This window comes from Burkholderia sp. BCC0398 (assembly GCF_902833245.1).
In the GTDB taxonomy this organism is placed as follows: domain Bacteria; phylum Pseudomonadota; class Gammaproteobacteria; order Burkholderiales; family Burkholderiaceae; genus Burkholderia; species Burkholderia sola.
Window position 1 is genome coordinate 561010 of record NZ_CADFEM010000001.1, and the last position, 25436, is coordinate 586445.

General features: G+C 65.9%; 20 protein-coding genes and 1 tRNA gene. 7 read left to right on the forward strand and 14 right to left on the reverse strand.

What is annotated here, in order from left to right:
* Positions 1-4: 4 nt before the first annotated feature.
* The 7 genes from HWX76_RS02455 to HWX76_RS02485 all read right to left on the reverse strand — a co-directional run bounded on the left by HWX76_RS02455 (position 5) and on the right by HWX76_RS02485 (position 8720).
* Entirely contained in the window at positions 5-1555 is a 1551-nt protein-coding gene (locus HWX76_RS02455; protein WP_176015433.1) for a phospholipase D family protein, read from the reverse strand.
* A gap of 308 nt (positions 1556-1863) precedes the next feature.
* Positions 1864-1942: transfer RNA gene (locus HWX76_RS02460), tRNA-Ile, on the reverse strand.
* A gap of 138 nt (positions 1943-2080) precedes the next feature.
* On the reverse strand, positions 2081-4498 hold the full coding sequence (rpoD, locus tag HWX76_RS02465) for an RNA polymerase sigma factor RpoD (RefSeq protein ID WP_080334133.1): 2418 nt from the start codon (positions 4496-4498) through the stop codon (positions 2081-2083).
* An 88-nt stretch (positions 4499-4586) separates the two neighbouring features.
* Entirely contained in the window at positions 4587-6461 is a 1875-nt protein-coding gene (gene dnaG / locus HWX76_RS02470; protein ID WP_124553982.1) for a DNA primase, read from the reverse strand.
* A gap of 70 nt (positions 6462-6531) precedes the next feature.
* Positions 6532-6978, reverse strand: a complete 447-nt coding sequence (locus HWX76_RS02475) for a GatB/YqeY domain-containing protein (protein WP_050011331.1) — start codon at positions 6976-6978, stop codon at positions 6532-6534.
* 194 nt (positions 6979-7172) lie between these two features.
* Positions 7173-7385: a 30S ribosomal protein S21 gene (gene rpsU, locus HWX76_RS02480; protein WP_006479415.1), complete on the reverse strand. Its 213-nt coding sequence runs from the start codon at positions 7383-7385 to the stop codon at positions 7173-7175.
* A 105-nt stretch (positions 7386-7490) separates the two neighbouring features.
* Positions 7491-8720: an NAD(P)/FAD-dependent oxidoreductase gene (locus HWX76_RS02485; protein WP_279612882.1), complete on the reverse strand. Its 1230-nt coding sequence runs from the start codon at positions 8718-8720 to the stop codon at positions 7491-7493.
* A 121-nt stretch (positions 8721-8841) separates the two neighbouring features.
* Here HWX76_RS02485 and tsaD point away from each other — a divergent pair, with 121 nt between their 5' ends.
* Positions 8842-9882 (forward strand): tRNA (adenosine(37)-N6)-threonylcarbamoyltransferase complex transferase subunit TsaD, encoded by a 1041-nt coding sequence (tsaD, locus tag HWX76_RS02490; protein ID WP_050011333.1) that lies wholly within the window; start codon positions 8842-8844, stop codon positions 9880-9882.
* Between the two features lie 89 nt (positions 9883-9971).
* Here tsaD and folE2 read toward each other — a convergent pair whose 3' ends face one another.
* The 4 genes from folE2 to HWX76_RS02510 all read right to left on the reverse strand — a co-directional run bounded on the left by folE2 (position 9972) and on the right by HWX76_RS02510 (position 14095).
* Positions 9972-10781, reverse strand: a complete 810-nt coding sequence (gene folE2, locus HWX76_RS02495; protein ID WP_050011334.1) for a GTP cyclohydrolase FolE2 — start codon at positions 10779-10781, stop codon at positions 9972-9974.
* 153 nt (positions 10782-10934) lie between these two features.
* The gene (dxs, locus tag HWX76_RS02500; protein ID WP_176015435.1) at positions 10935-12839 is read right to left on the reverse strand and encodes a 1-deoxy-D-xylulose-5-phosphate synthase; all 1905 of its coding nucleotides are present in this window, start codon (positions 12837-12839) and stop codon (positions 10935-10937) included.
* 81 nt (positions 12840-12920) lie between these two features.
* The gene (locus HWX76_RS02505; protein WP_050011336.1) at positions 12921-13805 is read right to left on the reverse strand and encodes a polyprenyl synthetase family protein; all 885 of its coding nucleotides are present in this window, start codon (positions 13803-13805) and stop codon (positions 12921-12923) included.
* The gene (locus HWX76_RS02510; RefSeq protein ID WP_176015436.1) at positions 13802-14095 is read right to left on the reverse strand and encodes an exodeoxyribonuclease VII small subunit; all 294 of its coding nucleotides are present in this window, start codon (positions 14093-14095) and stop codon (positions 13802-13804) included. Before HWX76_RS02510 ends, HWX76_RS02505 begins: the two co-directional genes overlap by 4 nt.
* A 269-nt stretch (positions 14096-14364) precedes the next feature.
* On the opposite strand from HWX76_RS02510, the gene HWX76_RS02515 reads away from it, so the two are divergent.
* Both HWX76_RS02515 and HWX76_RS02520 read left to right on the forward strand, forming a co-directional pair.
* Complete coding sequence (locus HWX76_RS02515; RefSeq protein WP_050011337.1) at positions 14365-15471, forward strand: aromatic ring-hydroxylating dioxygenase subunit alpha; 1107 nt, start codon at positions 14365-14367, stop codon at positions 15469-15471.
* Between the two features lie 117 nt (positions 15472-15588).
* Positions 15589-16458, forward strand: coding sequence for a sulfurtransferase (locus HWX76_RS02520; RefSeq protein WP_050011338.1), 870 nt, complete (start codon positions 15589-15591; stop codon positions 16456-16458).
* A gap of 54 nt (positions 16459-16512) precedes the next feature.
* On the opposite strand, the gene HWX76_RS02525 is transcribed toward HWX76_RS02520, so the two are convergent.
* The 3 genes from HWX76_RS02525 to polA all read right to left on the reverse strand — a co-directional run bounded on the left by HWX76_RS02525 (position 16513) and on the right by polA (position 22056).
* A complete protein-coding gene (locus HWX76_RS02525; protein ID WP_050011339.1) occupies positions 16513-17388 on the reverse strand; it encodes a dienelactone hydrolase family protein in 876 nt (291 codons plus the stop codon).
* A 301-nt stretch (positions 17389-17689) separates the two neighbouring features.
* Positions 17690-19024, reverse strand: a complete 1335-nt coding sequence (locus HWX76_RS02530) for an NAD(P)/FAD-dependent oxidoreductase (RefSeq protein WP_050011340.1) — start codon at positions 19022-19024, stop codon at positions 17690-17692.
* A gap of 278 nt (positions 19025-19302) precedes the next feature.
* Positions 19303-22056, reverse strand: a complete 2754-nt coding sequence (gene polA, locus HWX76_RS02535) for a DNA polymerase I (RefSeq protein ID WP_050011341.1) — start codon at positions 22054-22056, stop codon at positions 19303-19305.
* A 1-nt stretch (position 22057) separates the two neighbouring features.
* Between polA and HWX76_RS02540 the strand changes: the two genes are divergently transcribed.
* From HWX76_RS02540 to HWX76_RS02555, 4 genes are all read left to right on the forward strand, one after another.
* Positions 22058-22816 (forward strand): TIGR00730 family Rossman fold protein, encoded by a 759-nt coding sequence (locus HWX76_RS02540; RefSeq protein ID WP_050011342.1) that lies wholly within the window; start codon positions 22058-22060, stop codon positions 22814-22816.
* Between the two features lie 400 nt (positions 22817-23216).
* Positions 23217-23516, forward strand: coding sequence for a hypothetical protein (locus HWX76_RS02545; protein ID WP_050011343.1), 300 nt, complete (start codon positions 23217-23219; stop codon positions 23514-23516).
* 170 nt (positions 23517-23686) lie between these two features.
* Positions 23687-24679 (forward strand): helix-turn-helix domain-containing protein, encoded by a 993-nt coding sequence (locus HWX76_RS02550; protein ID WP_050011344.1) that lies wholly within the window; start codon positions 23687-23689, stop codon positions 24677-24679.
* Between the two features lie 149 nt (positions 24680-24828).
* Entirely contained in the window at positions 24829-25392 is a 564-nt protein-coding gene (locus HWX76_RS02555) for a Tautomerase enzyme (RefSeq protein WP_089489136.1), read from the forward strand.
* Positions 25393-25436 lie beyond the last annotated feature (44 nt).

The following is a 25436-nucleotide window of genomic DNA, read 5'->3' on the forward strand; positions in this document are numbered from 1 at the left end:
TCGCTCACAGTTGCGATTCGATCGGAAACAGCCCGAGGAACCACACTTCCATCCGCCGCCCGGCGGATACCTCCGGCTCGTGGTCGATCTCGGTGACCTTCCCGTCCGCGTCCGTCTGAACCCACGTGAGCCGCCCTTTGCCAGCCGCGTCGGTTCTCGCTTCCACGCGCCATGCGATCTGGTCGAGCCGCGCTTCCAGATCGTTGGCCACCTGGGATGCGATCGCCGGGCTCTCGCAGTAAAGGCCGATCTCCGTATTGAGGTTCAGCGAGCGTGGATCGAGATTCATCGACCCGATGAAAATGCTCGTGTGATCGAACACGTAGGTCTTCGCATGCAGCGACGCACGCGACGAGCCGATGATGACCTGCTTCGAAATGCTCTTGTCGCCCGATGGCCGGCGCTCGTAAAGCCGCACGCCCGCGTTCACCAGATCGCTTCGATAGCGGCGGTAGCCGGCATGCACGGCCGCCACGTCGGTCGACGCGAGCGAATTGGTCAGCACCGTCACGCGCACGCCGCGCGCCACGAGCGCGCGCAGCCGCTCGACGGCATCCTTGCCCGGCACGAAATACGGCGACACGATCAGCAGGTCGTGCTGCGGCTGCAACGCGAGCGCACGCAACTGCGGCATCAGGTGCCCGTCGCGGTCCTTCGGCGGGTGCACGATCTTCGACGGATCGTCGTACAGCACCGTCGCATGCCCCCACGACAATTCGGTGCCCTGCCCGTGAACGATCCGGTCGAGCCGCTGGCGTGCCTCGAGCACGTACGGATTGTCTTCCATCGCCCTCAGGTAGTCGCGCAACCGTTCGCGCTCGCGGTCGAGCCCGCCCGGCGCCGCATCGTGCCCGACCAGCGTATCGACCGGATACGCATACGGCGAATTCCAGAACGTATCGAATTCGGTCGAGATGTCCTTCACGACCGGGCCGTGAACGACGACGTCGAGATCGCCGAATTCCAGCATCGACGATGCGCCGAAATATTCATCGCCGATATTGCGACCGCCGACGATCGCCGCCTGGTTGTCCGCGATCATCGCCTTGTTGTGCATGCGCCGGTTGACGCGCGAGAACTCGAATACGGTGCCGATCTTCTTGAACCGGCGCGTGGCCACTGGATTGAACAGCCGGATCTCGATGTTCGGATGCGCGCTGATCTCGAGCAGCTTGCGGTCGTCCGCGTTGGTGCCGAGATCGTCGAGCAGCGCGCGCACGCGCACGCCGCGATCGGCCGCACGCATGACCGCATCGGCCAGTTCGTGGCCGGTCAGGTCGTCGTGCCAGATGTAGTACTGAAGGTCCAGCGAGCGATCGGCGCGGTCGGCGAGCAGCACGCGCGCGTCCAGCGCGTCGACCGGATCGGTCAGCAAATGAAACGCGTCCTGCCCCGGATGCGCGGCAGCCTGCTGGCGAAATGCCGCGCCGAGGCGCGTATCGTCGGTATCGGTGAATGCATACGTCGGCGCGCGGTCGGCCTGCGGCGGCAGGCTCGCGCACGCGACAAGCATCAACAACGACAGAATCGCACCCCACGAACGCAGCATGATCATGTTGGCCGCCCCCACTGTCGGGCGAAGTCGGATTGTGTTTGTTCTGGCTGCCGGACGGAGCGCGGCGCGGGTCATCGGTGCGCGCGCGACGGAGCAGCGTGCGACCGGATCGCGCCACAGCATACTTCGATTGATATCGGGGCCGCACGCTTTCCGTGTTTCCGCGGTGGCGAAGATGCGACAGGCGGCGCCGGCGCGAACGCGTTCAATACGGTCGACACATGCGTCCCGCACCCCAAAGAAAAACCCGCGACGCCGTGCGGCATCGCGGGTTTCGCGGCTTCCCCGGACAACCGTGGAAGCGAATCTGGTGGGCCCCCCGGGAGTCGAACCCGGCACCAACGAATTATGAGTTCGCTGCTCTAACCAAGCATGAGCTAGGGGCCCAGACGAGAAGCAAAGCGTGCTACACGCCACCCCGGCAACGAGGCCGGGCCGGCATTGTAACAACAAAGACGACAGAGGGAACAAACGCCACCGGCATCATGCGGACACCGGCGGCGTTCGTGGCAGAGACGCTGGAAATCAGTTCCCTTCGAGGAACGACTTCAGCTTGTCGGAACGGCTCGGGTGACGCAGCTTGCGCAGCGCCTTGGCCTCGATCTGACGGATCCGCTCGCGCGTGACGTCGAACTGCTTGCCGACTTCCTCGAGCGTGTGATCGGTGCTCATCTCGATACCGAAACGCATCCGCAGCACCTTCGCCTCGCGTGGCGTCAGCGAATCGAGCACGTCCTTCACGACGTCGCGCATGCTGGCATGCAGCGCGGCATCCGCCGGCGCGACCGTGTTGGTGTCCTCGATGAAGTCGCCGAGATGGGAATCGTCGTCGTCGCCGATCGGCGTTTCCATCGAGATCGGCTCCTTCGCGATCTTCATGATCTTGCGGATCTTGTCTTCCGGCATCTCCATCTTCTCGGCGAGCGTGGCCGGATCCGGCTCGAGACCGGTTTCCTGCAGGATCTGCCGCGAGATGCGGTTCATCTTGTTGATCGTTTCGATCATGTGAACCGGAATACGGATCGTGCGCGCCTGGTCCGCGATCGAGCGCGTGATGGCCTGACGGATCCACCACGTCGCATAGGTCGAGAACTTGTAGCCGCGACGGTATTCGAACTTGTCCACTGCCTTCATCAGGCCGATGTTGCCTTCCTGGATCAGGTCGAGGAACTGCAGGCCGCGGTTCGTGTACTTCTTCGCGATCGAGATCACGAGACGCAGGTTCGCCTCGGTCATTTCGCGCTTCGCCTGACGTGCCTTCAGTTCGCCGGCCGCCATCTGGCGGTTGGTTTCCTTCAGGTCCTTCAGCGGCAGCACGACGCGCGCCTGCAGGTCGAGCAGGCGCTGCTGCTGTTCGCGGATCGCCGGGACGTTACGCGACAGCACCGCGCTGTACGAATGGCCTTCCGCGGTGATCTTCTCCGCCCAGTCGAGATCCGTCTCGTTGCCCGGGAAGCGTGCGATGAATTCCGAACGCGGCATGCCGCACTTGTCGACGACGATGTGCAGGATCTGACGCTCGACCTGACGCACTTCGTCCACTTGCGCACGCAGCGTGTCGCACAGACGCTCGACGGTACGCGCGGTGAAGCGGATCGTCATCAGTTCGGTCTGGATCGTTTCCTGCGCCTTCAGGTAGGCCTTCGACTTGTAGCCTTCCTTCTCGAACGCGCGGCGCATCTTGTCGAACCACTCGCTGATCTGCGAGAACTTCTCGAGCGACGCACGCTTGAGGGCTTCGAGTTGGGCGGCGTTCGCCGATGCCTGCGCGGCGCCGTCGTCTTCCTCCTCTTCCTCTTCTTCCTCTTCCTCTTCGGCTTCCTCATCCTCGTTCTCGATGGCTTCCGCTTCCTTCGCGGAGAAGCCGTCCGTATCGGCGGAGTCCGAAGCATTCGGATCGAGCAGGCCGTCGACGAGCTCGTCGACGCGGATCTCTTCGTTCGCGACGCGTTCGGCCATCGCGAGGATGTCGGCGATCGTCGTCGGGCACGCGGAGATGGCCATCACCATGTGGCGCAGGCCGTCCTCGATCCGCTTCGCGATCTCGATTTCGCCTTCGCGCGTGAGCAGCTCGACCGTGCCCATCTCGCGCATGTACATCCGGACCGGATCGGTCGTGCGGCCGAATTCCGAATCGACGGTGGACAGCGCGACTTCCGCTTCCTCCTCGACTTCATCGTCCGACGACGCGGCGGGCGCGTTGTCGTTCAGGAGCAGCGTCTCCGCGTCCGGCGCCTGCTCGTAAACCGCCACGCCCATGTCGTTGAACGTGCCGATGATGCCCTCGAGGGCTTCGGTCTCGGTGAAGTTGTCCGGCAGGTGGTCGTTGATTTCGGCGTACGTGAGGAAGCCGCGCTCCTTGCCGAGCTTGATCAGCGCGCGCAGTTTCACGCGGCGCTCTTCGAGCTCCTCGGCCGTGCCCGGCGTGCTCGTCGCGAACGCTTCCTTCAGCAGCGCCTTTTCCTTGGCGCGACGATCGCGCACCTTGGACTTGCCCGGTGCAGCCGCGGCTGCGGGCTGCTCGTCGCTCTGATTTGCGTCGTCTTCGACGGATACTTCGTTCAGCTTTTTGGTCATGGAGTTCGCCGTACCGGCTATATCGACTCGCGGCTGCTGGACGACAGCCGGTTGAACCGTGGGTGCATGAGTAGTACGTACTGCCGTTTCGTCCGCGTCGGCAGTCGTGTCCCTTGCGCTTTTCGCACTTGCCCGCTTCGCCGCCGGCTTGGCCGGCCCGGAGTCGGGTCTGGCGGCAGCCCGTGTTCTGGCTGCCGGCGCCGGCGCAGCCTGAGCAGTGCCGGCCGCGGTTTTCTTTCCTGCAGGGGCTGACGTGGCTGAAGACGTTGTCCTGGTGGAAGAAGCAGACTTGGCCGCTGTGACCTTTTTGGTCGGCTCCGTCGAGCCCTTGCCCGTTGCTTTCTTTCCGCCTGTCGTCTTTGCCATCGCGATTCTCGCCTCTGCTTGGAAAACAAACCGCTGGAAACCTTATATTATAGCACGCTGGGGAGCCCTCTCTAAGCGCCCCGGCCGCCTACAGCCCGAGCCGACGCTTCATGTCGGTTCGCTGCTGGTTCAATTCCGTCAATTCGGCCAGTTCCTCGGGGGTGAAGGTGGATTGCCGCGCCAGCCTGTCCAGCCGGTCGCAGCAGGCGTCGTAGCGCATCTTGAGCACAGCTGCCTGCAGCTCCTCCCCCGCAATCCGCTCCTGCTCACGCTGCCGTTCGGGCACCGTCTCGTCTTCCGGATTCTGTAACAGCAAATCGCGGACGTTTTCATCATAGTCCAGAATTTCGCGGAAGATTTCCTCGTAAGTCGCCCCATTCGAGGACGTCCTCAGGACATCCGACAGCAGCCGGAACTCCGCGCCGTCGCCCAGCGCACGCGCATGATCGACAACTTCCGCGAACAATTCGCCGATGCGCGGCAGCGCGCGCAGGGTCGCAATCTGTTCGTCGTCGAGCTGCGATGCGATGCGCGGATGCATTACCAGCGTGCGCAGCGCGCGCTTTTCGCTGTCCGTCACGCGACGCCGCTCGCTGCGCGCGGGCGCCTGACGCGGCGGCGCCGCGATACGCGTATCGACGTCCGACAGCGCCGCGACCTCCTCGAACGGGATATCGAGGCGATCGGCGAACATGTGCATGATCTGCGCGCGCAACGCGTTCGCGGGCAGCGCCTGCAACAGCGGCTTCGCATCGAACAGGGCCTTCGCGCGGCCTTCCGGCTGATCGAGCGCCTTGCCGGCAATGGCTTCGTTCAACAGAAATTGCGACAGCGGCATTGCGCGTTCGACCTGCTCGGAGAACGCGTCCGCGCCGAACTCGCGCACGTAGCTGTCCGGATCGTGCTCGGTCGGCAGAAAAAGGAACCGGATCGTCCGGTTGTCGCCCGCATGCGGCAGGCAGGCCTCGAGCGCGCGCCGGGCCGCGCGCCGCCCGGCCGAATCGCCGTCGAAACTGAAAATGACGGTGTCGGTCTGTCGCAGCAGCTTCTGCACGTGAATCGGCGTGCACGCGGTACCGAGCGTCGCGACCGCGTTCGGAAAGCCGAGCTGCGCGAGCGCGACGACGTCCATGTAGCCTTCGACGACCAGCACGTACTTGCGCTCGCGAATCGCGAGCCGCGCCTCGAACAGCCCGTACAGCTCGCTGCCCTTGTTGAACAGCGGCGTTTCCGGCGAGTTCAGGTACTTCGGCTCGCCGCTGCCGAGCACGCGGCCGCCGAAACCGATCACCTGCCCCTTCACGTTGCGGATCGGGAACATGATCCGCTCGCGGAACCGGTCGTAGCGGCGCGCGACACCCTGCGCGTCGGTTTTCTCGCTGACGATCACGAGCCCCGCCTCGACAAGCGACTCGTCGCGATAGTCGGGGAACGCGGCTTCGAGGTTCTGCCAGCCGTCCGGCGCATAGCCGAGACCGAAGCGCGCGGCGATCTCGCCGGTCAGGCCCCGGTTCTTCAGGTACTGGATCGCGACGGTCGCGCCGCGCAACTGCTTGCGGTAGTAGTCGCACGCCGCGGTCATCGCGTCGGACAGCGCGGTCGCCACCGATTTCGACACGGGCGCCGGATAGTCGCCGCCCCCGCCTCCGCCCCCACCGCCGCGCATCGACGGCTCGTGCGGCACGGTCAGCCCGACGGATTGCGCGAGTTCCTGCACGGCTTCCGGGAACGTGAGCCCCGCGTGTTCCATCAGGAAGCCGATCGCCGTGCCGTGCGCACCGCAACCGAAGCAGTGATAGAACTGCTTGGTCGGGCTGACGGTAAACGACGGACTCTTCTCGTTATGGAACGGGCACAGCCCCATGAAGTTGGCGCCGCCCTTCTTGAGCTGCACGTACCGGCCCACCACGTCGACGATATCGACGCGGTTCAGCAAATCCTGCAGGAACGAATGCGGAATCACCGTGGGATCGAGCGAAAAAAGACAATACGACGCCCGGCGCACGCATCGCTGGGCGCGCCGGGAACGGGTTTTACTTCGTGAGCGCGGCCTTGACCTGCGCGGAAACGGCCGTCATGTCGGCACGGCCGGCGAGCTTGCCCTTCAGCACGCCCATCACCTTGCCCATGTCCTGCGGGCCGGCTGCGCCGGTTTGCGCGACCGCCGCCTGGACCTCGGCCGCCACTTCGGCGTCCGACAGTTGCGCGGGCATGTAGCCGCCCAGCACGGCCAGCTCGGCCTGCTCCTTCGCAACCAGATCGTCGCGGCCGGCCGCCTGGAACTGGCTGATCGAATCCTTGCGCTGCTTGATCATCTTGTCGATCACGGCCGTGATGCCCGCGTCGTCGAGCGTGACCCGGTCATCGACTTCGCGCTGCTTGATCGCGGCCATCAGCAGGCGAATCGTTGCCAGGCGCTCGCTTTCCTTCGCGCGCATCGCGGCCTTCATGTCTTCGCTGATCTGCTCTTTCAAACTCATCTTTCACCCGGGATGGAAACGTGAAACCGACGCCCGCAAATGGGCGTCAACACAAAAACCCGCTTGGGACAGTGTCTCAAGCGGGTTGCTCGAATCCGGCATCGGCGACTCGCCGCCTGATCGGCTGCGCGACCGGACCCGATCGCACGGAGTCGCCGGTGCGCCGCTCAGTGAACCGCGCGGCGCCCAATCGTTCAGTACAGCTTCTTCGGCAGTGTCTGGCTGCGAATACGCTTGTAATGACGCTTCACCGCAGCGGCCTTCTTGCGCTTGCGTTCTGCGGTCGGCTTCTCGTAAAACTCACGCGCACGAAGCTCGGTCAACAGACCATTCTTCTCGATCGTGCGCTTGAAGCGACGCATTGCAACTTCGAACGGCTCGTTCTCTTTAACGCGAATGATCGTCATGATCCGACACGAATAAAGGTTTGCAGGGAAAGACTACCGAGTATAGCAGAGCGATGGGTCAAAGGCACGGACCCCACCCCCGCCAGAACCGTGCCGGCCGGCGCGTCAGGCGCCTCGCGCATACTCCGCCGCGGCCTGCCCGGCCGCCGTGCCGGACGCCCATGCCCACTGGAAGTTGTAGCCGCCGAGCCAGCCCGTCACGTCCACCGCCTCGCCGACGAAGAAGAGCCCCGGCACGCGCGCGCTCATCATCGTCGCCGACGACAGCTCGCGCGTATCGACTCCGCCCTTCGTCACTTCGGCCTTCTTGTAGCCCTCGGTGCCGTTCGGCGTCAGCGTCCAGCCGGACAGCGCGTCGCCGATCTGGCGCAGCGTCTTGTCGGGCAGGTCCGCGAGCCGCGCGTCGGCCGCGACGCGATGCGTATCGAGCCACGCATGCGCGAGGCGCGACGGCACCCAGTCGGCGAGCAGCGAACCGATCTGGCGCTTCGACGTGCGCTTCGCGTCGAGCAGGTCGGCCACCGTGTCGCGCTGCGGCAGCAGGTCGACGCGGATCGGATCGCCGGGCTGCCAGTAGCTCGAGATCTGCAGGATGCCGGGCCCGGACAGCCCGCGATGGGTCAGCAGCAGGTCCTCGACGAATTCGCCGCCGCGCTTTTTGCCGCCGGTCGATACGCGCACTTCGAGCGATACGCCGGACAGCGGCGCGAACGGCGCCCAGTCCTGCGGCGCGAACGTCAGCGGCACGAGCGCGGGCCGCGTATCGACGAGCTTGTGGCCGAACTGCTTCGCGAGCCGGTAGCCGAAGTCGGTCGCGCCGATCTTCGGGATCGACAGGCCGCCGGTCGCGACGATCAGTGCGCGTGCGCCGATCGGGCCGGCCTGCTGCGTGTCGAGCGTAAAGCCGTCGGCCGGCGCATGGCGCACCGCGTCGACGACGACGGGCCGGCGCCACGCGATGCCGCCCGCGTCGCACTCGTGCTTCAGCACGTCGATGATCGCGTCGCTGCCGTGGTCGCAAAAGAGCTGGCCCTTGTGCTTTTCGTGCCAGGTCACGTGATGGCGCTTGAGCAGCCCGAGGAAGTCGCGCGGCGTATAGCGCGCCAACGCCGAGCGCGCGAAATGCGGATTCGACGACAGGTAGTTGTCGGGCCCTGCGTACAGGTTCGTGAAGTTGCAGCGGCCGCCGCCCGAGATGCGGATTTTTTCGGCGAGCCGCGGCGCGTGATCGATCAGCACGACGCGGCGGCCGAGCTGCCCGGCGACCGCGGCGCTCATCATGCCGGCGGCGCCCGCGCCGATCACGGCGATGTCATAAGTTTCCATGGCGCGGATTGTACCTGCCCGGCCTCGGGCCCGGGCCGCCCGCGGCGGCGGCGAGCCCCCGCCTGCTATAATTTCGGGTTACGTCGACCTACCCGCGGCGCGTCCGAATCGGCGCGCCCTGCCCTCACCCATGCTCGTTCTCGGCATCGAAAGCTCCTGCGACGAAACCGGCCTCGCGCTCTACGACACGCAGCGCGGCCTGCTCGCGCACGCGCTCCATTCGCAGATCGCGATGCACCGCGAATACGGCGGCGTCGTGCCCGAGCTCGCATCGCGCGACCACATCCGCCGCGCGCTGCCGCTGCTCGAGGAAGTGATGGCGCAAAGCGGCACGCGCCGCGACGACATCGACGCGATCGCGTTCACGCAAGGCCCCGGCCTCGCCGGCGCGCTGCTGGTCGGCGCGAGCATCGCGAATGCGCTCGCGCTCGCGTGGAACAAGCCGACCGTCGGCATCCATCATCTCGAAGGCCACCTGCTGTCGCCGTTGCTGGTCGACGCGCCGCCGCCGTTCCCGTTCGTCGCGCTGCTGGTTTCCGGCGGCCACACGCAGTTGATGCGCGTGACCGACGTCGGCGTGTACGAGACGCTCGGCGAAACGCTCGACGACGCGGCCGGCGAAGCGTTCGACAAGACCGCGAAACTGATCGGCCTCGGCTACCCGGGCGGCCCCGAAGTATCGAAGCTCGCCGAAACGGGCACGCCGGGCGCGGTCGTGCTGCCGCGCCCGATGCTGCATTCGGGCGATCTCGACTTCAGCTTCAGCGGCCTGAAGACGGCCGTGCTCACGCAGATGAAGAAATTCGAAGCGGCGAAGCTCGACGGCGAAGCACTCGAACGCGCGAAGGCCGATCTTGCGCGCGGCTTCGTCGATGCGGCCGTCGACGTGCTCGTCGCGAAATCGCTCGCCGCGCTGAAGCGGACGAAGCTCAAGCGCCTCGTGGTCGCGGGCGGCGTCGGCGCGAACCGCCAGTTGCGCGCGGCCCTGTCGGCGGCCGCGGCCAAGCGCGGCTTCGACGTGCACTACCCCGATCTCGCACTGTGCACCGACAACGGCGCGATGATCGCGCTCGCGGGCGCGCTGCGGCTCGGCCGCTGGCCTGAACAGGCGAATGCCGATTACGCATTCACGGTGAAGCCGCGCTGGGATCTCGCGTCGCTCGCAAGCTGAATCGCGCCACGCGACGCCCCAGACAGAAAACGAAAAGGCCGCTCGGTTCCGAGCGGCCTTCGTCATGGGCGCGACAAAACGCCGCGACGTTATGCAGCGTGCCGCTTGTCGCGTTCGATCAGCGCATACGCGCTGTGATTGTGGATCGACTCGAAGTTCTCGGCTTCGAGCACGTACGCGATCACGCGCTCGTCCGCATCGAGACGTTGCGCGACGTCACGCACGAGATCCTCGACGAACTTCGGGTTCTCGTAGGCACGCTCGGTGACGAACTTCTCGTCCGGACGCTTCAGCAGCCCCCACAGTTCGCACGACGCTTCCTCTTCCGCGATGCGGATCAGCGCCTCGACCGGCAGATCGGCGGCCAGCTCCGCATCGATCGTCACGTGCGAGCGCTGGTTGTGCGCGCCGTACTGCGAGATCTTCTTCGAGCACGGGCACAGGCTCGTCACCGGCACGAGCACCTTCAGGAACACGCGCGTGTCGCCGTTGCGGCTTTCGCCCGTGAGCGTCACTTCATAGTCGAGCAGGCTCTGCACGCCGGACACCGGCGCCGTCTTGTTCACGAAGTACGGGAACGTGACTTCGATGCGGCCGGCCTCGGCTTCGAGCTTCACGAGCATCGATGCGAGCATCGCGCGGAAGCGCTCGACCGTCAGCGGCGCGCGATTCTCTTCGAGCAGCGCGACGAAGCGCGACATGTGCGTGCCCTTCTGATCGGCCGGCAGACGGACGTCGAGGTTCCAGACACCGACCGTCGGTTGCACGTCGCCGCTTTCGGTACGCACCGTCAACGGATGCCGAACCGCCTTCACGCCCACGCGCTGAATCGGGATCTGACGGATATCCACCGTGCTCTGCACGTCGGGCATCACGAAGGCGGGATTCATCTGGTTCATTTGTTCAATCCTTGTAAGCCGCGCGTCCGACGACGCGCACGCCGCATCATGCGGCGGCCGGAAAAGCAACATGGGCCCGCAGGCCCATGTTTTCCGCATCAATGAAGACCGGTTGCGCCAGTCGCACCGACGCCGCCCACGGGCGGCGTCAGCTTACGCGACGCGCTTCGCCTGACCGGCGACATCGGCCGCCGGATTCAGAAAGCGTTCGCGAATCGATTTCGCGATGCCCGCGCCGTCGAGGCCGCATTGCGACAGCAGCTTCGCGGGGTCGCCATGATCGATGAACAGGTCAGGGAGGCCCAATTGTAGTACGGGTCGGATAACCCCACTCTCCATCAGGGCTTCGACGCAGGCCGAGCCCGCGCCACCCATCACGCAGCCTTCCTCGACCGTGACGACGTAGTCGTGCGTTTCGGCGAGCTCGCGCACGAGCGGCGCGTCGATCGGCTTCACGAAGCGCATGTTCGCGACCGTTGCATCGAGCTCCTCGGCAGCGGCGAGCGACGGCGCCACCATCGTGCCGAACGCGAGGATCGCGACGCGCTTGCCTTCCGGCTGCGACGTGCGGCGCCGCACTTCGCCCTTGCCGAGCGGGATCTCGGTGAATTCCTTCACCGTCGCCACGCCCGTGCCCGCGCCGCGCGGATAGCGCACCGCGGTCGGGTTCGGCTGCTGCAGCGCCGTGTGCAGCATCTGGCGGCATTCGTTCTCGTCGGATGCGGCCATGATCGTCATGTTCGGGATGCAGCGCATGAACGCGAGATCGTACGCGCCCGCATGCGTCGCGCCGTCCGCGCCGACGAGGCCCGCGCGGTCGATCGCGAACACGACCGGCAGGTTCTGCAGCGCGACGTCGTGGATCAGCTGGTCGTACGCACGTTGCAGGAACGTCGAGTAGATCGCGACGACGGGCTTCAGCCCTTCGGTCGCGAGACCGCCGGCGAACGTCACCGCATGCTGCTCGGCGATGCCGACGTCGTAGTAGCGATCCTTGAAGCGCTTCTCGAATTCGACCATGCCCGAGCCTTCGCGCATCGCGGGCGTGATGCCGACCACGCGCGTATCGCGCTCGGCTTCGTCGCACAGCCACTCGCCGAACACCTGCGTGTACGTCTTCTTCGCAGGCGTGGTCGACGGCTTGATGCCTTCGGCCGGATTGAACTTGCCGGGGCCGTGATAGAGCACGGGATCGGCTTCGGCGAGCTTGTAGCCCTGGCCTTTCTTCGTCACCACGTGCAGGAACTGCGGGCCGCGCAGCTCGCGGATGTTCTGCAGCGTCGGGATCAGCGAATCGAGATCGTGACCGTCGATCGGGCCGATGTAGTTGAAGCCGAATTCCTCGAACAGCGTGGCCGGCACGACCATACCCTTCGCGTGCTCCTCGAGCTTGCGCGCGAGTTCGAGCACCGGCGGCGCCACGCTCAGCACGCGCTCGACGCCCGCGCGCGCGGCCGCATAGAAGCGGCCCGACATCAGGCGCGCGAGATGGCGATTCAGCGCGCCGACCGGCGGCGAGATCGACATGTCGTTGTCGTTCAGGATCACGAGCACTTTCGCATCTTCGGACACGCCCGCGTTGTTCATCGCCTCGAACGCCATGCCGGCCGTCATCGCGCCGTCGCCGATCACGGCGATCGAGAAGCGGTCGTCGCCATTCAGCTGGCTGCCGATCGCCATCCCGAGCGCGGCCGAGATCGACGTGCTCGAGTGCGCGGTGCCGAACGTGTCGTATTCCGACTCCGAACGGCGCGGGAAACCCGAGATGCCGTCCTGCTGACGCAGCGAGTGCATCTGGTCGCGGCGGCCCGTCAGGATCTTGTGCGGGTAGGTCTGGTGACCCACGTCCCAGACGATGCGATCGTTCGGCGTGTTGAACACGTAGTGCAACGCGATCGTCAGCTCGACCGTCCCGAGGTTGGACGACAAATGGCCGCCCGTCTTCGACACGCTGTCGAGCACGAACGCGCGCAGTTCATCCGCGAGCGGTTGCAGTTGGCGACGATCGAGGCGGCGCAAATCCGCCGGGTCGTCGATGGTTTTCAGCAAGTCGTACATCGTCGTTCCATTGTAGGAAATCAAACGCGCCCGCATTCTTTTGCACGCACCGTAGCGTGTGCGCGGCGGCGGGCTTTCGCGTCAGCTGACCCGGTTCACTACCAGGTCGGCAAGTTCGGCGAGACGCTGTGCGCGTGCGCCGAACGGTTTCAGCGCGTCGTGCGCTTCGGCGCGCAGCTGCGCTGCCAGCTCGCGCGACGCCTCGAGACCGAGGATCGATACATAGGTCGGCTTGTCGTTCGCCGCGTCCTTGCCGGCCGTCTTGCCGAGCGTCGCCGAATCGGTCGTGACGTCGAGAATGTCGTCGACGACCTGAAAGGCCAGACCCACGGCCCCCGCGTAAACATCCAGCGCGGCCATCGTTTCCGCCGACGGCGTCTCGCCGGCCAGCGCGCCCATCCGCACGGCCGCGCGCAGCAAAGCGCCCGTCTTCATCCGGTGCATCGTCTCGAGCTGTTCGCGCGTCAGCTTCAGGCCGACGCTCGCCAGGTCGATCGCCTGCCCGCCGGCCATGCCGATCGAGCCGCTCGCGAGCGCCAGCTCGCGCACCAGCGCCGCTTGCTGCACCGGCGACAGCGCATCGGCATCGGTCAGCGCGACGAACGCCTGCGACTGCAGCGCGTCGCCGACCAGCAGCGCCGTCGGTTCGTCGTACTGTACGTGCACGGTCGGCTTGCCGCGACGCAGCGCGTCGTCGTCCATGCACGGCATGTCGTCGTGCACGAGCGAGTAGACGTGGATCATCTCCAGCGCCGCCGCCGCCGCGTTGCGCGCCGCTTCGGTCGCGCCGGTCAGTTCGCCTGCTGCATGGCACAGCAGCGGGCGAACGCGTTTGCCGCCACCGAGGACCGCATAGCGCATCGCCTCGTGAAGTTTCGCGGGCGTCGCGGTTTCAGCCGGCAGATAGTGGCCGAGTGCGTCCTCGACACGGTCAAGCACGGACCGCATCCATTGTTCGAATGTCATAGATCGTCGTCTTCGCCGTCCGTGGCGGCCGTTCCGGACGAAAGCGGCTTCAGCGTCGCGCCGTCGAGCACGCGAACCTGCTGCTCCACTTTCTCGAGCTGCTGTTGGCAAAACGCAACGAGGGTCGCACCGCGGCGATACGCCGCCAGCGAATCCTCGAGGCTCAACGCGCCGCCTTCCATCCGGGCAACCAGCGTCTCGAGTTCCGCGAGCGCCATCTCGTAATTGTCCGGCAACGGTTCGGTGCCGTTGCCGGGCGGCGTGGCGCCTGGGAATGCGGTTTTCGCCATGGACGAGGTGTCAAATTTCAAAACAAGTCGGACATTCTACGGCAAAAGAGAATTTTCCGACCTGCCGTCGTGGGCGCCCGCGCACAATTCCGGCCCCATCTACGACGCACAGTGTGCGCCTTGGGACGGTCGCCCGACAAAAAATTGACACAAATCAGGCACTTAATCCTAGCCTTGCGGGGCGAACCGGGTATAATTGCCCGTTTCCCTAAATCGATTTTTCGATGGTTGGGTTGTTCACTGCTTTCACGCTAACACCGGGAGTGGGAATGTCCAATCTGAGCGATGCGCTTCAGTTGAAGTCGGCCCACAGCCAGCTTCCAGTCACTGCATATTTCGATGAGGCGCTACTCGAGCGCGAGATCGAAACCCTCTTCAAGAAAGGTCCTCGTTACGTCGGGCACGAGTTGATGGTGCCCGAGGCGGGAGACTATTTTGCGCTGCCGTCCGAGAAGGAAGGCCGCGTGCTGGTCCGTAACCAGACGAACCAGATCGAGCTGCTGTCGAACGTGTGCCGCCACCGGCAGGCGATCATGCTCAACGGGCGCGGCCATGCGCAGAACATCGTGTGTCCGCTGCACCGCTGGACGTACGACCTCGAAGGCCAGTTGCTCGGCGCGCCGCACTTCCCCGACAAGCCGTGCCTGAACCTCGGCAAGAGCCCACTGCAGAACTGGCAGGGGCTGCTGTTCGAGGCCGAGGGCCGCAACGTCGCGCGCGATCTCGCGAACCTCGGCACGAAGCATCACTTCGACTTCGCCGAATACCAGTTCGATCACGTCGAAGTGCACGAGTGCGACTACAACTGGAAGACGTTCATCGAGGTCTACCTCGAGGATTACCACGTCGTCCCGTTCCACCCGGGTCTCGGCAGCTTCGTGTCGTGCGACGATCTCAAATGGGAGTTCGGCGACTGGTACAGCGTGCAGACGGTCGGCGTGCACAACGCCCTCGCGAAACCGGGCAGCACGACTTACCAGAAATGGCACGAGCAGGTGCTGAAGTTCCGCAACGGCGTGCCGCCGGAGTTCGGCGCGATCTGGATGGTCTACTACCCGGGCCTGATGATCGAGTGGTATCCGCACGTGCTGGTCGTGTCGTGGCTGATTCCGCGCGGGCCGCAGAAGACGACCAACATCGTCGAGTTCTATTACCCCGAGGAAATCGCGCTGTTCGAACGCGAATTCGTCGAGGCCGAGCGTGCCGCCTATATGGAAACGGCCGTCGAGGACGACGAGATCGCGATGCGGATGGACGCGGGCCGCCGTGCGCTGATGGCCCGCGGCGAGTCGCAGGTCGGCCCGTACCAGAGCCCGATGGAAGACGGGATGCAGCACTTCCACGAGTTCCTGCGCCGCCACCTCGGCGGCCTCTGACAGCGGCTGCGGCGCGTTGACGCCGCGCGGCATCCGGCAGACGAAAAGACGGGCTTCGGCCCGTCTTTTTTTGTTTAGACTTGGAGTGTCAGGCCATTTGCACTCCAGGGAGTCGTCATGCCACACACTCATTACACCACGCTCATCTCCGCCGCCAATCTCGCCGAGCGCCTGGCCGCGGCGCCCGGCAGCGTCGCGCTGTTCGACTGCCGCTTCGATCTCGCCGATCCCGGCGCCGGCGAAGCCGCCTACGCGGCCGGTCACCTCCCCGGCGCGCACTATCTTCATCTCGATCGCGACCTGTCAGGCCGCAAGACGGGCACCAACGGCCGCCATCCGCTGCCGACCCGCGACGCGCTCGCGACGCTGCTCGCCAGCCGCGGCCTCAAGCAGGGTCAGCAGGTCGTCGCGTACGACGCGCAAGGCGGCGCCTATGCGGCGCGCCTGTGGTGGCTGCTGCGCTGGCTCGGCCACGATTCGGTCGCCGTGCTCGATGGCGGCCTGCAGGCCTGGGAAGCGGCCGGCCAGCCGCTGACGACCGACGTGCCGCACCCGGCCGCCGGCGACTTCCGCTCGGCCACGCCGCTCGAATCGACCGTCGATGCGGCGGCCGTGCTCGCGAACGTGTCGTCGCCCGCGCGCGTCGTGATCGATGCCCGCGCACCGGATCGCTATCGCGGCGAAAACGAAACGATCGATCGGGTGGGCGGGCACATTCCGGGCGCGCGCAACCGCTTCTTCAAGGACAACCTGACCGCCGACGGCCGCTTCAAGACCGGCCATGAATTGCGCGAGGCATTCACCACCGTGCTGGCCGGCACCGAGCCGAACCGCGTGATCCTGCAATGCGGCTCCGGCGTCACCGCATGCCACAACGCGCTGGCGCTGGAAGTGGCCGGCCTGCACGGCGCGTCGCTGTACCCGGGCTCGTGGAGCGAATGGAGCGCCGATCCGTCGCGGCCGATCGCGACCGGCCCGAATCCTTGAGCACCCGCGCGGCGCGACGACGATGATGCGGCGGCCGTTGCCGCCGCTCGTCGCTTACATCACGCCGTACTTGTGGAACCACTCGATCGCGCGCTTCCAGCCGTCCTCGGCATCGCCCTTCACGTAACTCGGCCGGTAGTCGGCGAAGAACGCGTGACCGGCATCCGGATACACGACGATCTCCGATTCGCGCGCGCGCTTCGAGTCGCTCGCCTGGATCGCCTTGCGCATGTCCGCGAGCGACGCCTGCGTGATGTTCTGATCCTTCTCGCCATACAGCCCGAGCACCGGCACCTTCAGCAACGACGCATGGTCGACCGGATTGAACGGCGTCATCTCGTCGGTCTTGCCTTCGACGAACCCGTACCACGCGACGGCGGCCAACACGTGCGGATTGTGTTCCGCATACAGCCATGCCTGGCGGCCACCCCAGCAGAACCCCGTCACGCCGAGACGCGACAGGTCGCCGCCGTTCTTGCCGGCCCATGCGGCGGTCGCATCGAGATCCTCCGTCACCTGCCGGTCCGGCACCTTGCTGATGATGTGGTCGTACAGCTCCTTCATCGTCGGATACTTCGCCGCATTGCCCTGCCTGGCGAACAGGTCGGGCGCGATCGCGAGATAGCCGAGCTTCGCGAAGCGCCGGCACACGTCGGCGATATGCGCGTGGACGCCGAAGATCTCGTGGATCACGATCACGACCGGCAGGTTCGTCTTGTCGATCGGCTGGGCGCGATACGCCGGAATACTCGCATCGCCCGAGCGGATCTCGATGGTGTCGACGTCCAGCCCGGCGCTGTCGGTCGTGACCGTCTGCGCCGACACGGGCAGCACGGCCGCCGCGAAGGTGCCGCCGAGCGCAGCCTGCATGAACTTGCGGCGCGAAAACGGGACGTGGGGGACCAGGCTGTCGACTTCGGGTTTCAACATGAATGCACTCCTCGATTGGGCGCCGCCGTCACGATCGCGGATACGGCATGACGGGGCATCGCACCGGCGCGCGGCGCGGAAGTCGCGGCGGTTGGCACCCCGCCGCAAACGAAAACCCGGACAAGATGCCCAATAATCCGTTGTCGCGTCAACTGTCGGATGTGTAAGACTCGATTACGACGCGCGGCCGCACGTCTCGCGCTTCGGCGCGCGACCGAATCCTCGCGAATCGAAAAGAAAAACGGGCGGCGAACACGCACGACATGCGCATTCCCCGCCCGCTCCGCGCGCGACGACGCGATCAGTGCAGCTTGACGCGCGGCAGCGTCGTGCGTCGCAGCCAGTGCGCGACCGTGTCGAGCATCATCCGCGGATAACCGTGCAGCGCCGCGATGTGCAGCCGGTACAGCGACATGTACATGAAGCGTGCGAACAGCCCTTCGATCAGCATGTTGCCGCCGATCAGCCCGCCCATCAGGTTGCCGACCGCGCTGAAGTGACCGAGCGATACGAGCGAACCGAAATCGCGATACGTGAACTCCGGCTGCGGGCGCCCTTCGAGCCGGCAACCGATCGCCTTGAGCAGGAAACTCGCCTGCTGGTGCGCCGCCTGCGCGCGCGGCGGCACGTTGCGTTCGTTGCCCGGCCATGCACAGGCCGCACAATCGCCGAGTGCGAACACGTTGTCGTCGGTGAAGGTCTGCAGTGTGCGGCGCACGTCGAGCTGACCGAGCTTGTTGACCTGAAGGCCGTCGAGGTGCGACAGCACGGACGGCGCCTTGATGCCGGCCGCCCAGACCGTCAGGTCCGCGCGCACCGCCTTGCCGCTCGCGGTATGCACGAGCCCGGGCGCCACCTCGGTCACGCGCTCGCCGAGCATCAGCCGCACGCCGAGCTTTTCGAGCAGTTCGGCCGTCGCCGTCGACACGCGCTCCTGCAGTGCCGGCAGGATCCGCGGCCCCGACTCGATCAGCACGATGCCGACGTCATGGCGCGGATCGAGCTTGTGCAGCCCGTACACGGACAGCACCTGCGCGGTATTGCGCAGCTCCGCGGACAGCTCGACGCCCGTCGCGCCGCCGCCGACGATCACGACCTGGATACGCGGCTCGGCCGACTCGCCGGGCACGGTGGGCGCCGGTGCCTGGTGCTCGGCGCGCATGCATGCCGCGATCAGCCGCTTGCGGAAGCGTTCGGCCTCCCCGACCGTGTCGAGTGCGATCGCGTTTTCCGGCGCGCCCTGCACGCCAAAGAAGTGGGTCGTGCTGCCGATCGCGATCACGAGCGTGTCGTATTCCAGCTCGCGCGCCGGCAACAGTTCCTCGCCGTCGCTGTCGTTGAGCGGCGACAGCGTCACGCGCTTCGCCGCGCGGTCGAGCCCGGTCAACTCGCCCTGCTGGAACTCGAAGCCGTGCCAGCGTGCCTGCGCCGCATATTCGAGTTCCTGCGTGAACGGATCCATGCTGCCGGCCGCGACCTCGTGCAGCAGCGGTTTCCAGATGTGAGTCGGATTGCGGTCGACGAGCGTGACGAGCGCACGCGCGGGACGATTGCCGCGCGCACCGTAACGGTCGCCGAGCCGCGTCGCCAGTTCCAGGCCGCCCGCGCCTCCGCCTACGATGATGATCCGATGCATCTGATTCTCCCTTTGCGAGTCGAAACGGCTGCCGCCGGATGAAGCAAACGCGATGCACGCGCGCCGCCCGGTGGATTAACCGGTTCGGACATCATCGATGTGCAGTTCGAAGCACTACGATGCGACCGATCCGGCACGCGGGGCGCGCCGCCCCGCGTCAATGACATGACTGACATGCATTGTCCGGGAGCTTGCGCGTTGACCACAAGCAAACCATCTCGATATTTGGCATCCCTGCAACAATATGCCGCGGGAAGCGGGGAATCGCACGGGGTGCGTCAGTGTGCCTCTTCCCAGTTCGCGCCGGCGCCCACTTCGGCGACCAGCGGCACCTTCAGCTTCGCGACGCCGCACATCATTTCCGGCAGTTTCTCGCGCACGAGCGACAGCTCGCTGTCGGGCACCTCGAGCACCAGTTCATCGTGCACCTGCATGATCATCCGCGACGCAAGCCGGTCGCGCGTGAGCCAGTCGTCCACCGCGATCATCGACAGCTTGATCAGGTCGGCCGCCGTGCCCTGCATCGGTGCATTGATGGCCGCGCGCTCGGCCGCCTGGCGGCGCGGACCGTTGCCGCCGTTGATCTCCGGCAGCCACAGGCGGCGACCGAACACGGTTTCGACGTAGCCCTTCTCCTTCGCGATCGCGCGCGTGTCTTCCATGTACTGCGCGACGCCCGGATAGCGCGTGAAATAGCGGTCGATATAGAGCTTCGCCGCGTCGCGCGTGATGCCGAGATTCGATGCGAGCCCGAACGCGCTCATCCCGTAGATGAGCCCGAAGTTGATCACCTTCGCAATCCGGCGCTGGTCGGAATTGACCTCCAGCGGCGTCACGCCGAACACCTCGGCGGCCGTCGCGCGGTGGATGTCCTCGCCTTGCGAGAACGCGCGCAGCAGCGACGCGTCGCCCGAGATGTGCGCCATGATCCGCAGTTCGATCTGCGAATAGTCGGCCGACACGATCCGGTGGCCCGGCGACGCGATGAACGCCTCGCGGATGCGCCGGCCTTCGGCCGTGCGCACCGGAATGTTCTGAAGATTGGGGTCGTTCGACGCAAGGCGGCCCGTCACCGCGACTGCCTGCGCATAATTCGTGTGCACGCGGCCGGTGCTGGGGTTCACCATCCGCGGCAGCTTGTCGGTATAGGTCGACTTCAGCTTCGACAGCCCGCGATGCTCGAGCAGCAGCTTCGGCAACGGGTAGTCCTCGGCGAGCTTCTGCAGCACTTCCTCGTCGGTCGACGGCGCGCCGCTCGGCGTCTTCTTCACGACCGGCAACTGCAGCTTCTCGAAGAAGATCTGCCCGATCTGCTTCGGCGAGCCGAGATTGAATTCGCCGCCCGCCAGTTCGTACGCCTCGCCCTCGAGTTCGATCAGGCGCGTCGCGATTTCGGTGCTTTGCGCCTGCAGCAGTACGTCGTCGATCAGCACGCCGGTGCGCTCCATCTTGCGCAGCACGAGCGACACCGGCATCTCGATCTCGCGGTACACGCGCTCGAGGCCCGGCTCGCGCGCGACCTGCGGATACAGCGCCTGGTGAAGCTGCAGCGTGATGTCCGCATCTTCGGCTGCATACGCGGCGGCCTGCTCGAGCGCCACTTCGTCGAAACCGATTTGCTTCGCGCCCTTGCCGGCCACGTCCTCGTACTTGATCGTCTTGACGCCGAGATGCCGCAGCGCGAGGCTGTCCATGTCGTGCGTGCGGTGCGATTCGAGCACGTACGATTCGAGCAGCGTGTCGTGCTCGATGCCGTTCAGCGCGATGTCGTAGTTCGCGAGCACCTGTGCGTCGTACTTCAGGTGCTGGCCGACCTTCTTGCGATCGGCCGATTCGAGCCACGGCTTCAGGCGCGCGAGCACTTCGTCGAGCGGAAGCTGCTCGGGCATGTCGGGGCCGCGGTGCGCGACCGGCAGGTAGGCCGCCTTGCCCGGCTCGATCGAGAACGACAGGCCGACGAGCCGCGCGAGCATCGGATCGAGCGCGGTCGTCTCGGTGTCGAACGCGGTCAGCGCGGCCGCATCGATCTTCGCGAACCACGCATCGAACTGTTCCCAAGTCTGGATCGTGTCGTATTCGCGCACGACGTCGGCTGCGATCACCGGAGCCGGCTCGCCTTCCGGCGCGTCAGCGCCGCCGCCTTCGGCCGGTGCGCTCTCGACTTCGCGCAGCCAGGTCTTGAAGCCGTAGCGCGCGAAGATGTCGCGCAGCAGGTCGCGCGCCTCGCCGTCGCTCTTCAGCGACGCTTCGATCGAGTCGAGATGCGGTGCGAGATCGCACGCGGTGTCGACCGTCACGAGCTTGCGGCCGAGCGGCAGGAAGTCGAGCGCGCGGCGCAGGTTGTCGCCAACCACGCCCTTGATGTCGGCCGCGTGTTCGATGACGCCATCGAGGCTGTCGTATTGCGACAGCCATTTCACGGCCGTCTTCGGCCCGCATTTCTCGACGCCCGGCACGTTGTCGACGGTGTCGCCGATCAGCGCGAGGTAGTCGATGATGCGCTCGGGCGGCACGCCGAACTTCGCGAGCACACCGTCGCGGTCGAGCGTCTCGTTGGTCATCGTGTTGACGAGCGTGACGCGGTCGGTCACGAGCTGCGCGAGATCCTTGTCGCCCGTCGACACGATCACGTTCATCCCGTGCCGTTCGGCTTCGCGCGCGAGCGTGCCGATCACGTCGTCGGCCTCGACGCCTTCGACCATCAGCAGCGGCCAGCCGAGCGCGCGCACCGCGCCGTGGATCGGCTCGACCTGCAACGCGAGGTCGGGCGGCATCGACGGACGGTTTGCCTTATAGTCGGCATAAAGGTCGTCGCGGAACGTCTTGCCCTTTGCATCGAACACGCAAGCGCTATACTCTGCACTGACTTCCTTGCGCATACGGCGCAGCATGTTGATGATTCCGTAGAGCGCTCCGGTCGGCTCCCCGCCAGGGCCACGCAAATCAGGCATCGCATGGTAAGCCCGATACAGATAGCTCGAACCGTCAACCAATAGCAGGGTCTTACCTTCCAGATTTCGTTCTTCAGGCATTATGAACAAGAGAAAAGTGATTCCGAGTCTGCGTTCGCTCGCAGATCAAGAGCGCGCGACGGCCAAGAAGGCGCGCGCATCGTGGCAGATGTTCACGATTATGGCAGAGTTTATCGAGGCGACCGAGTACCTGTCGGAGATCCGCCCGGCTGTCAGCATCTACGGTTCTGCCCGCCTCAAACCCGACACGCCGCACTACAAGCTCGCCGCGCAGATCGCGCGCAAGCTGTCGGACGCCGGCTTCGCGGTGATCTCCGGCGGCGGCCCCGGCATCATGGAAGCCGCGAACAAGGGTGCGCACGCCGGCAAGGCGCCGTCGGTCGGCCTGAACATCGAGCTGCCGCACGAGCAGGCCGGCAACCACTATCAGGACATCTCGCTGCGCTTCCGCCACTTCTTCACGCGCAAGGTCACGTTCGTGAAGAATTCGGATGCGGTGATCGTGATGCCGGGCGGCTTCGGCACGCTCGACGAGCTGTCCGAAGTGCTCACGCTGATCCAGACGAAAAAATCGCGCCTCGTGCCGATCATCCTCGTCGGCAGCGAGTTCTGGAAGGGGCTGCTGCAATGGTTCCGCGATCAACTGATTCCGATGGGCCTGATCAATCCGGAAGACATGGATCTGATGCAGGTGATCGACGACCCCGACCAGGTGCTCGACGCGGTGCTCGCGTTCTACGAGGACAGCGGCGAGGAAGAAGGTTCGGACGAAGACGGCCATCCGCCGCGCCCCGAAGAAGACCGGATGTTCTATCTGTAATCCATCCGTGACGTCCACCGGCCCGACGGCCGGCGGACGGCGGACGGCTTCCCGCACGGCACGCGTGGCGATCCCGCCACCTGCCGCGTGTCACTTTGTAACGCGCTGTTAATCCCGCGCCGCGGCCGCGCGCCGCCGAATGTCAAATTCGCGCAGCCGGCGCCGTGCGACACAGCGCGGCCCGCCCTGCCCGCAGCCCGCCATTGTCAAACGGTTCGGCGTGGTATCCGTTCCCATGCGCCTGCCGGCCGCCAATCCGCCGTAACAAACACGCCTCGCCTTTTTCGTCGCGTACCAGCACACTGCATTGTGTCGGCCCGGCGTTCCCCCCCGGTGGAACGGTCCCCCTCGCTTCCATCGTGTCGCGCCGGCCTCTTATAACGACCTCACGGAAAAGAACATGCAACGCTCGCTGATCGCCCTTGCCTTCGCCGGCCTCGGCCTTTCGCTGTCCGGCCTCGCCCACGCCGTCAACGTCGACGTCAACATCGGCACGCCCGCACCGGTCGTCGTCGCGCCTGCGCCCGTCGTGGTCGCCCCGGCGCCCGCGATCATCATTGGCTGGCATGGCGATCGCTACTGGGACGGCCGCCGCTACTGGGAACGCCGCGAGTGGGAGGATCACCAGCGCTATCGCGGCCGTGACGATCACCGCGGCTATCACTGCCCGCCGGGACACGCGAAGAAAGGCGAGTGCTGACCGGCACGGCGCGGTCGCTCGATGCACGCAAGGCCGCCCGGGCGCTTCGGCGCCGGGCGGCCTTTTGATTGTCGAGCGCCCGACCGCATGAATCGACGGCCTGACGACCCGCGAAATCGCTCGGCACCGGGTGGTAGTATCGCCCTTCTCCGAGGCCATTTCCGCCACTCATGCCGCTCATCCGAATCTGGGTCGTCGATCAGGCCCTTGCATCCGGCGTCGCCGCGCCGACTGACATGCTCGCGGCGGCCAACCATCTCGCCTCGACGACTTCGCAGGGCCGCACGAGCGCACCGTTTCGCTGGCGCGTCGAATCGATCGGCGGACGGCCGGTGCGAACGACCTCCGGCCTGATCATCCCGGTCGATGGCGCGATCGACGGCAGCAGTCCCGCCGACGCGATCTGGCTGACCAGCCCGTTCGTCGCGGATCTCGAGCGGCTGCTCGATCGGCCCGCAACGCTCGCGCCACTGTTCGACGCGCTGCGCCGGCAACACGCACGCGGCACGCTGATCGCGACGTACTGCACCGGCACATTCCTGCTCGCGGAGGCCGGCCTGCTCGACGGCCGCCTTGCCACGACGCACTGGTCGAAAGCATCGAGCTTCCGCGCACGCTATCCGGACGTAGCGCTGCGTGCGTCGGACATCCTGACCGAGCAGGACGGCATCCTGTGCGGCGGCGCCGTCACCTCGTACCAGAATCTCGCGCTGCGACTCATCGACAAACTGGCGAATGCGCGCCTTGCCGCGTCGGTCGCCAGGCTCATGCTGATCGACATGAACCGCGTCTCGCAGGATTCGTTCATCGACCTCGACCGGATGGGCCATCGCGGGCACGACGATCCAACCATCGCGCGCGCCCAGCGCTGGATGGAAAAGCACCTGCGGGAACCCTTCAGCCTCGCCCGGCTGAGCGATCACGTCGCGATGAGCGAACGCTCGCTCCACCGCCGCTTCAGAGACGCCGTGGGCGCGCCGCCGCTCAGGTATCTGCAGACACTCAGGATCGAAGTCGCGAAGCGGCTGCTCGCGGAAACGAAGCTCGCGATCGACACGGTCTGCGAGCGCGTCGGCTACGCGGACATCAGCGGCTTTCGGCAATTGTTCAAGCGCGAGACCGGCATCTCCCCCGGCGAATATCGCCGTCGCTTCACGCCCTAACCTCGCGCAACCGGCATCGGAAACGATGGCGGAAATGGCATCGTCGAATGGCAGTTTCGCCACTCTGCGCGTCAGCATGAGGTTCGTACACTGGATTCACGTCGCCCCGCCTCGGAGCGGCACCCTCTCCACCGAACCAGGACACCATCATGCCGATGATCGACGTATACATTCCCGAAGGCGCGCTCGCACCGGATGCCGAAGCACAACTGATGGAAGAACTGATGGACACGCTGATCCGCCACGAGGGACTCGATCCCGACAATCCGCGCGTGCGGGACGTGACATGGATCTTCGTCCATCGGCCGGCGGCCGTGTATCGCGCCGGGGCGGTCGCGCCCGCGCCGATCTATCGGATCGTGCCGACCGTGCCGGAAGGGCAGTACACGGACGCCGCGCGTGCTGGGCTGATTGCGGACGTGACCGCCGCTGTGGCTCGCGCGGAAGGCGTGCCGATCGCCACCATCGCGGCGCGTGTGTGGGTCTTTCCATCGGAAATCGACGACGGCTGTTGGGGCAGCCGCGGCGTCGTGCGCCGCCTGCCCGACATCATGGACTATTTCGGCGGCGCACCGCTGCGGGCGCTCGGAGAACAGCGGCTGGCGATCAAGCGGCGCACGGATGCGATCGCGATGCTCGAAGCCGCACTCGCCGCGATGCGCGAGACGCATCAAGACCTGTCGCTCGCTCGCAACGCCGAGCTCGCGAACTGATGCTCGGCGAGCGCGTACCGCCTCCCGATGCCCGAACCCGGCTT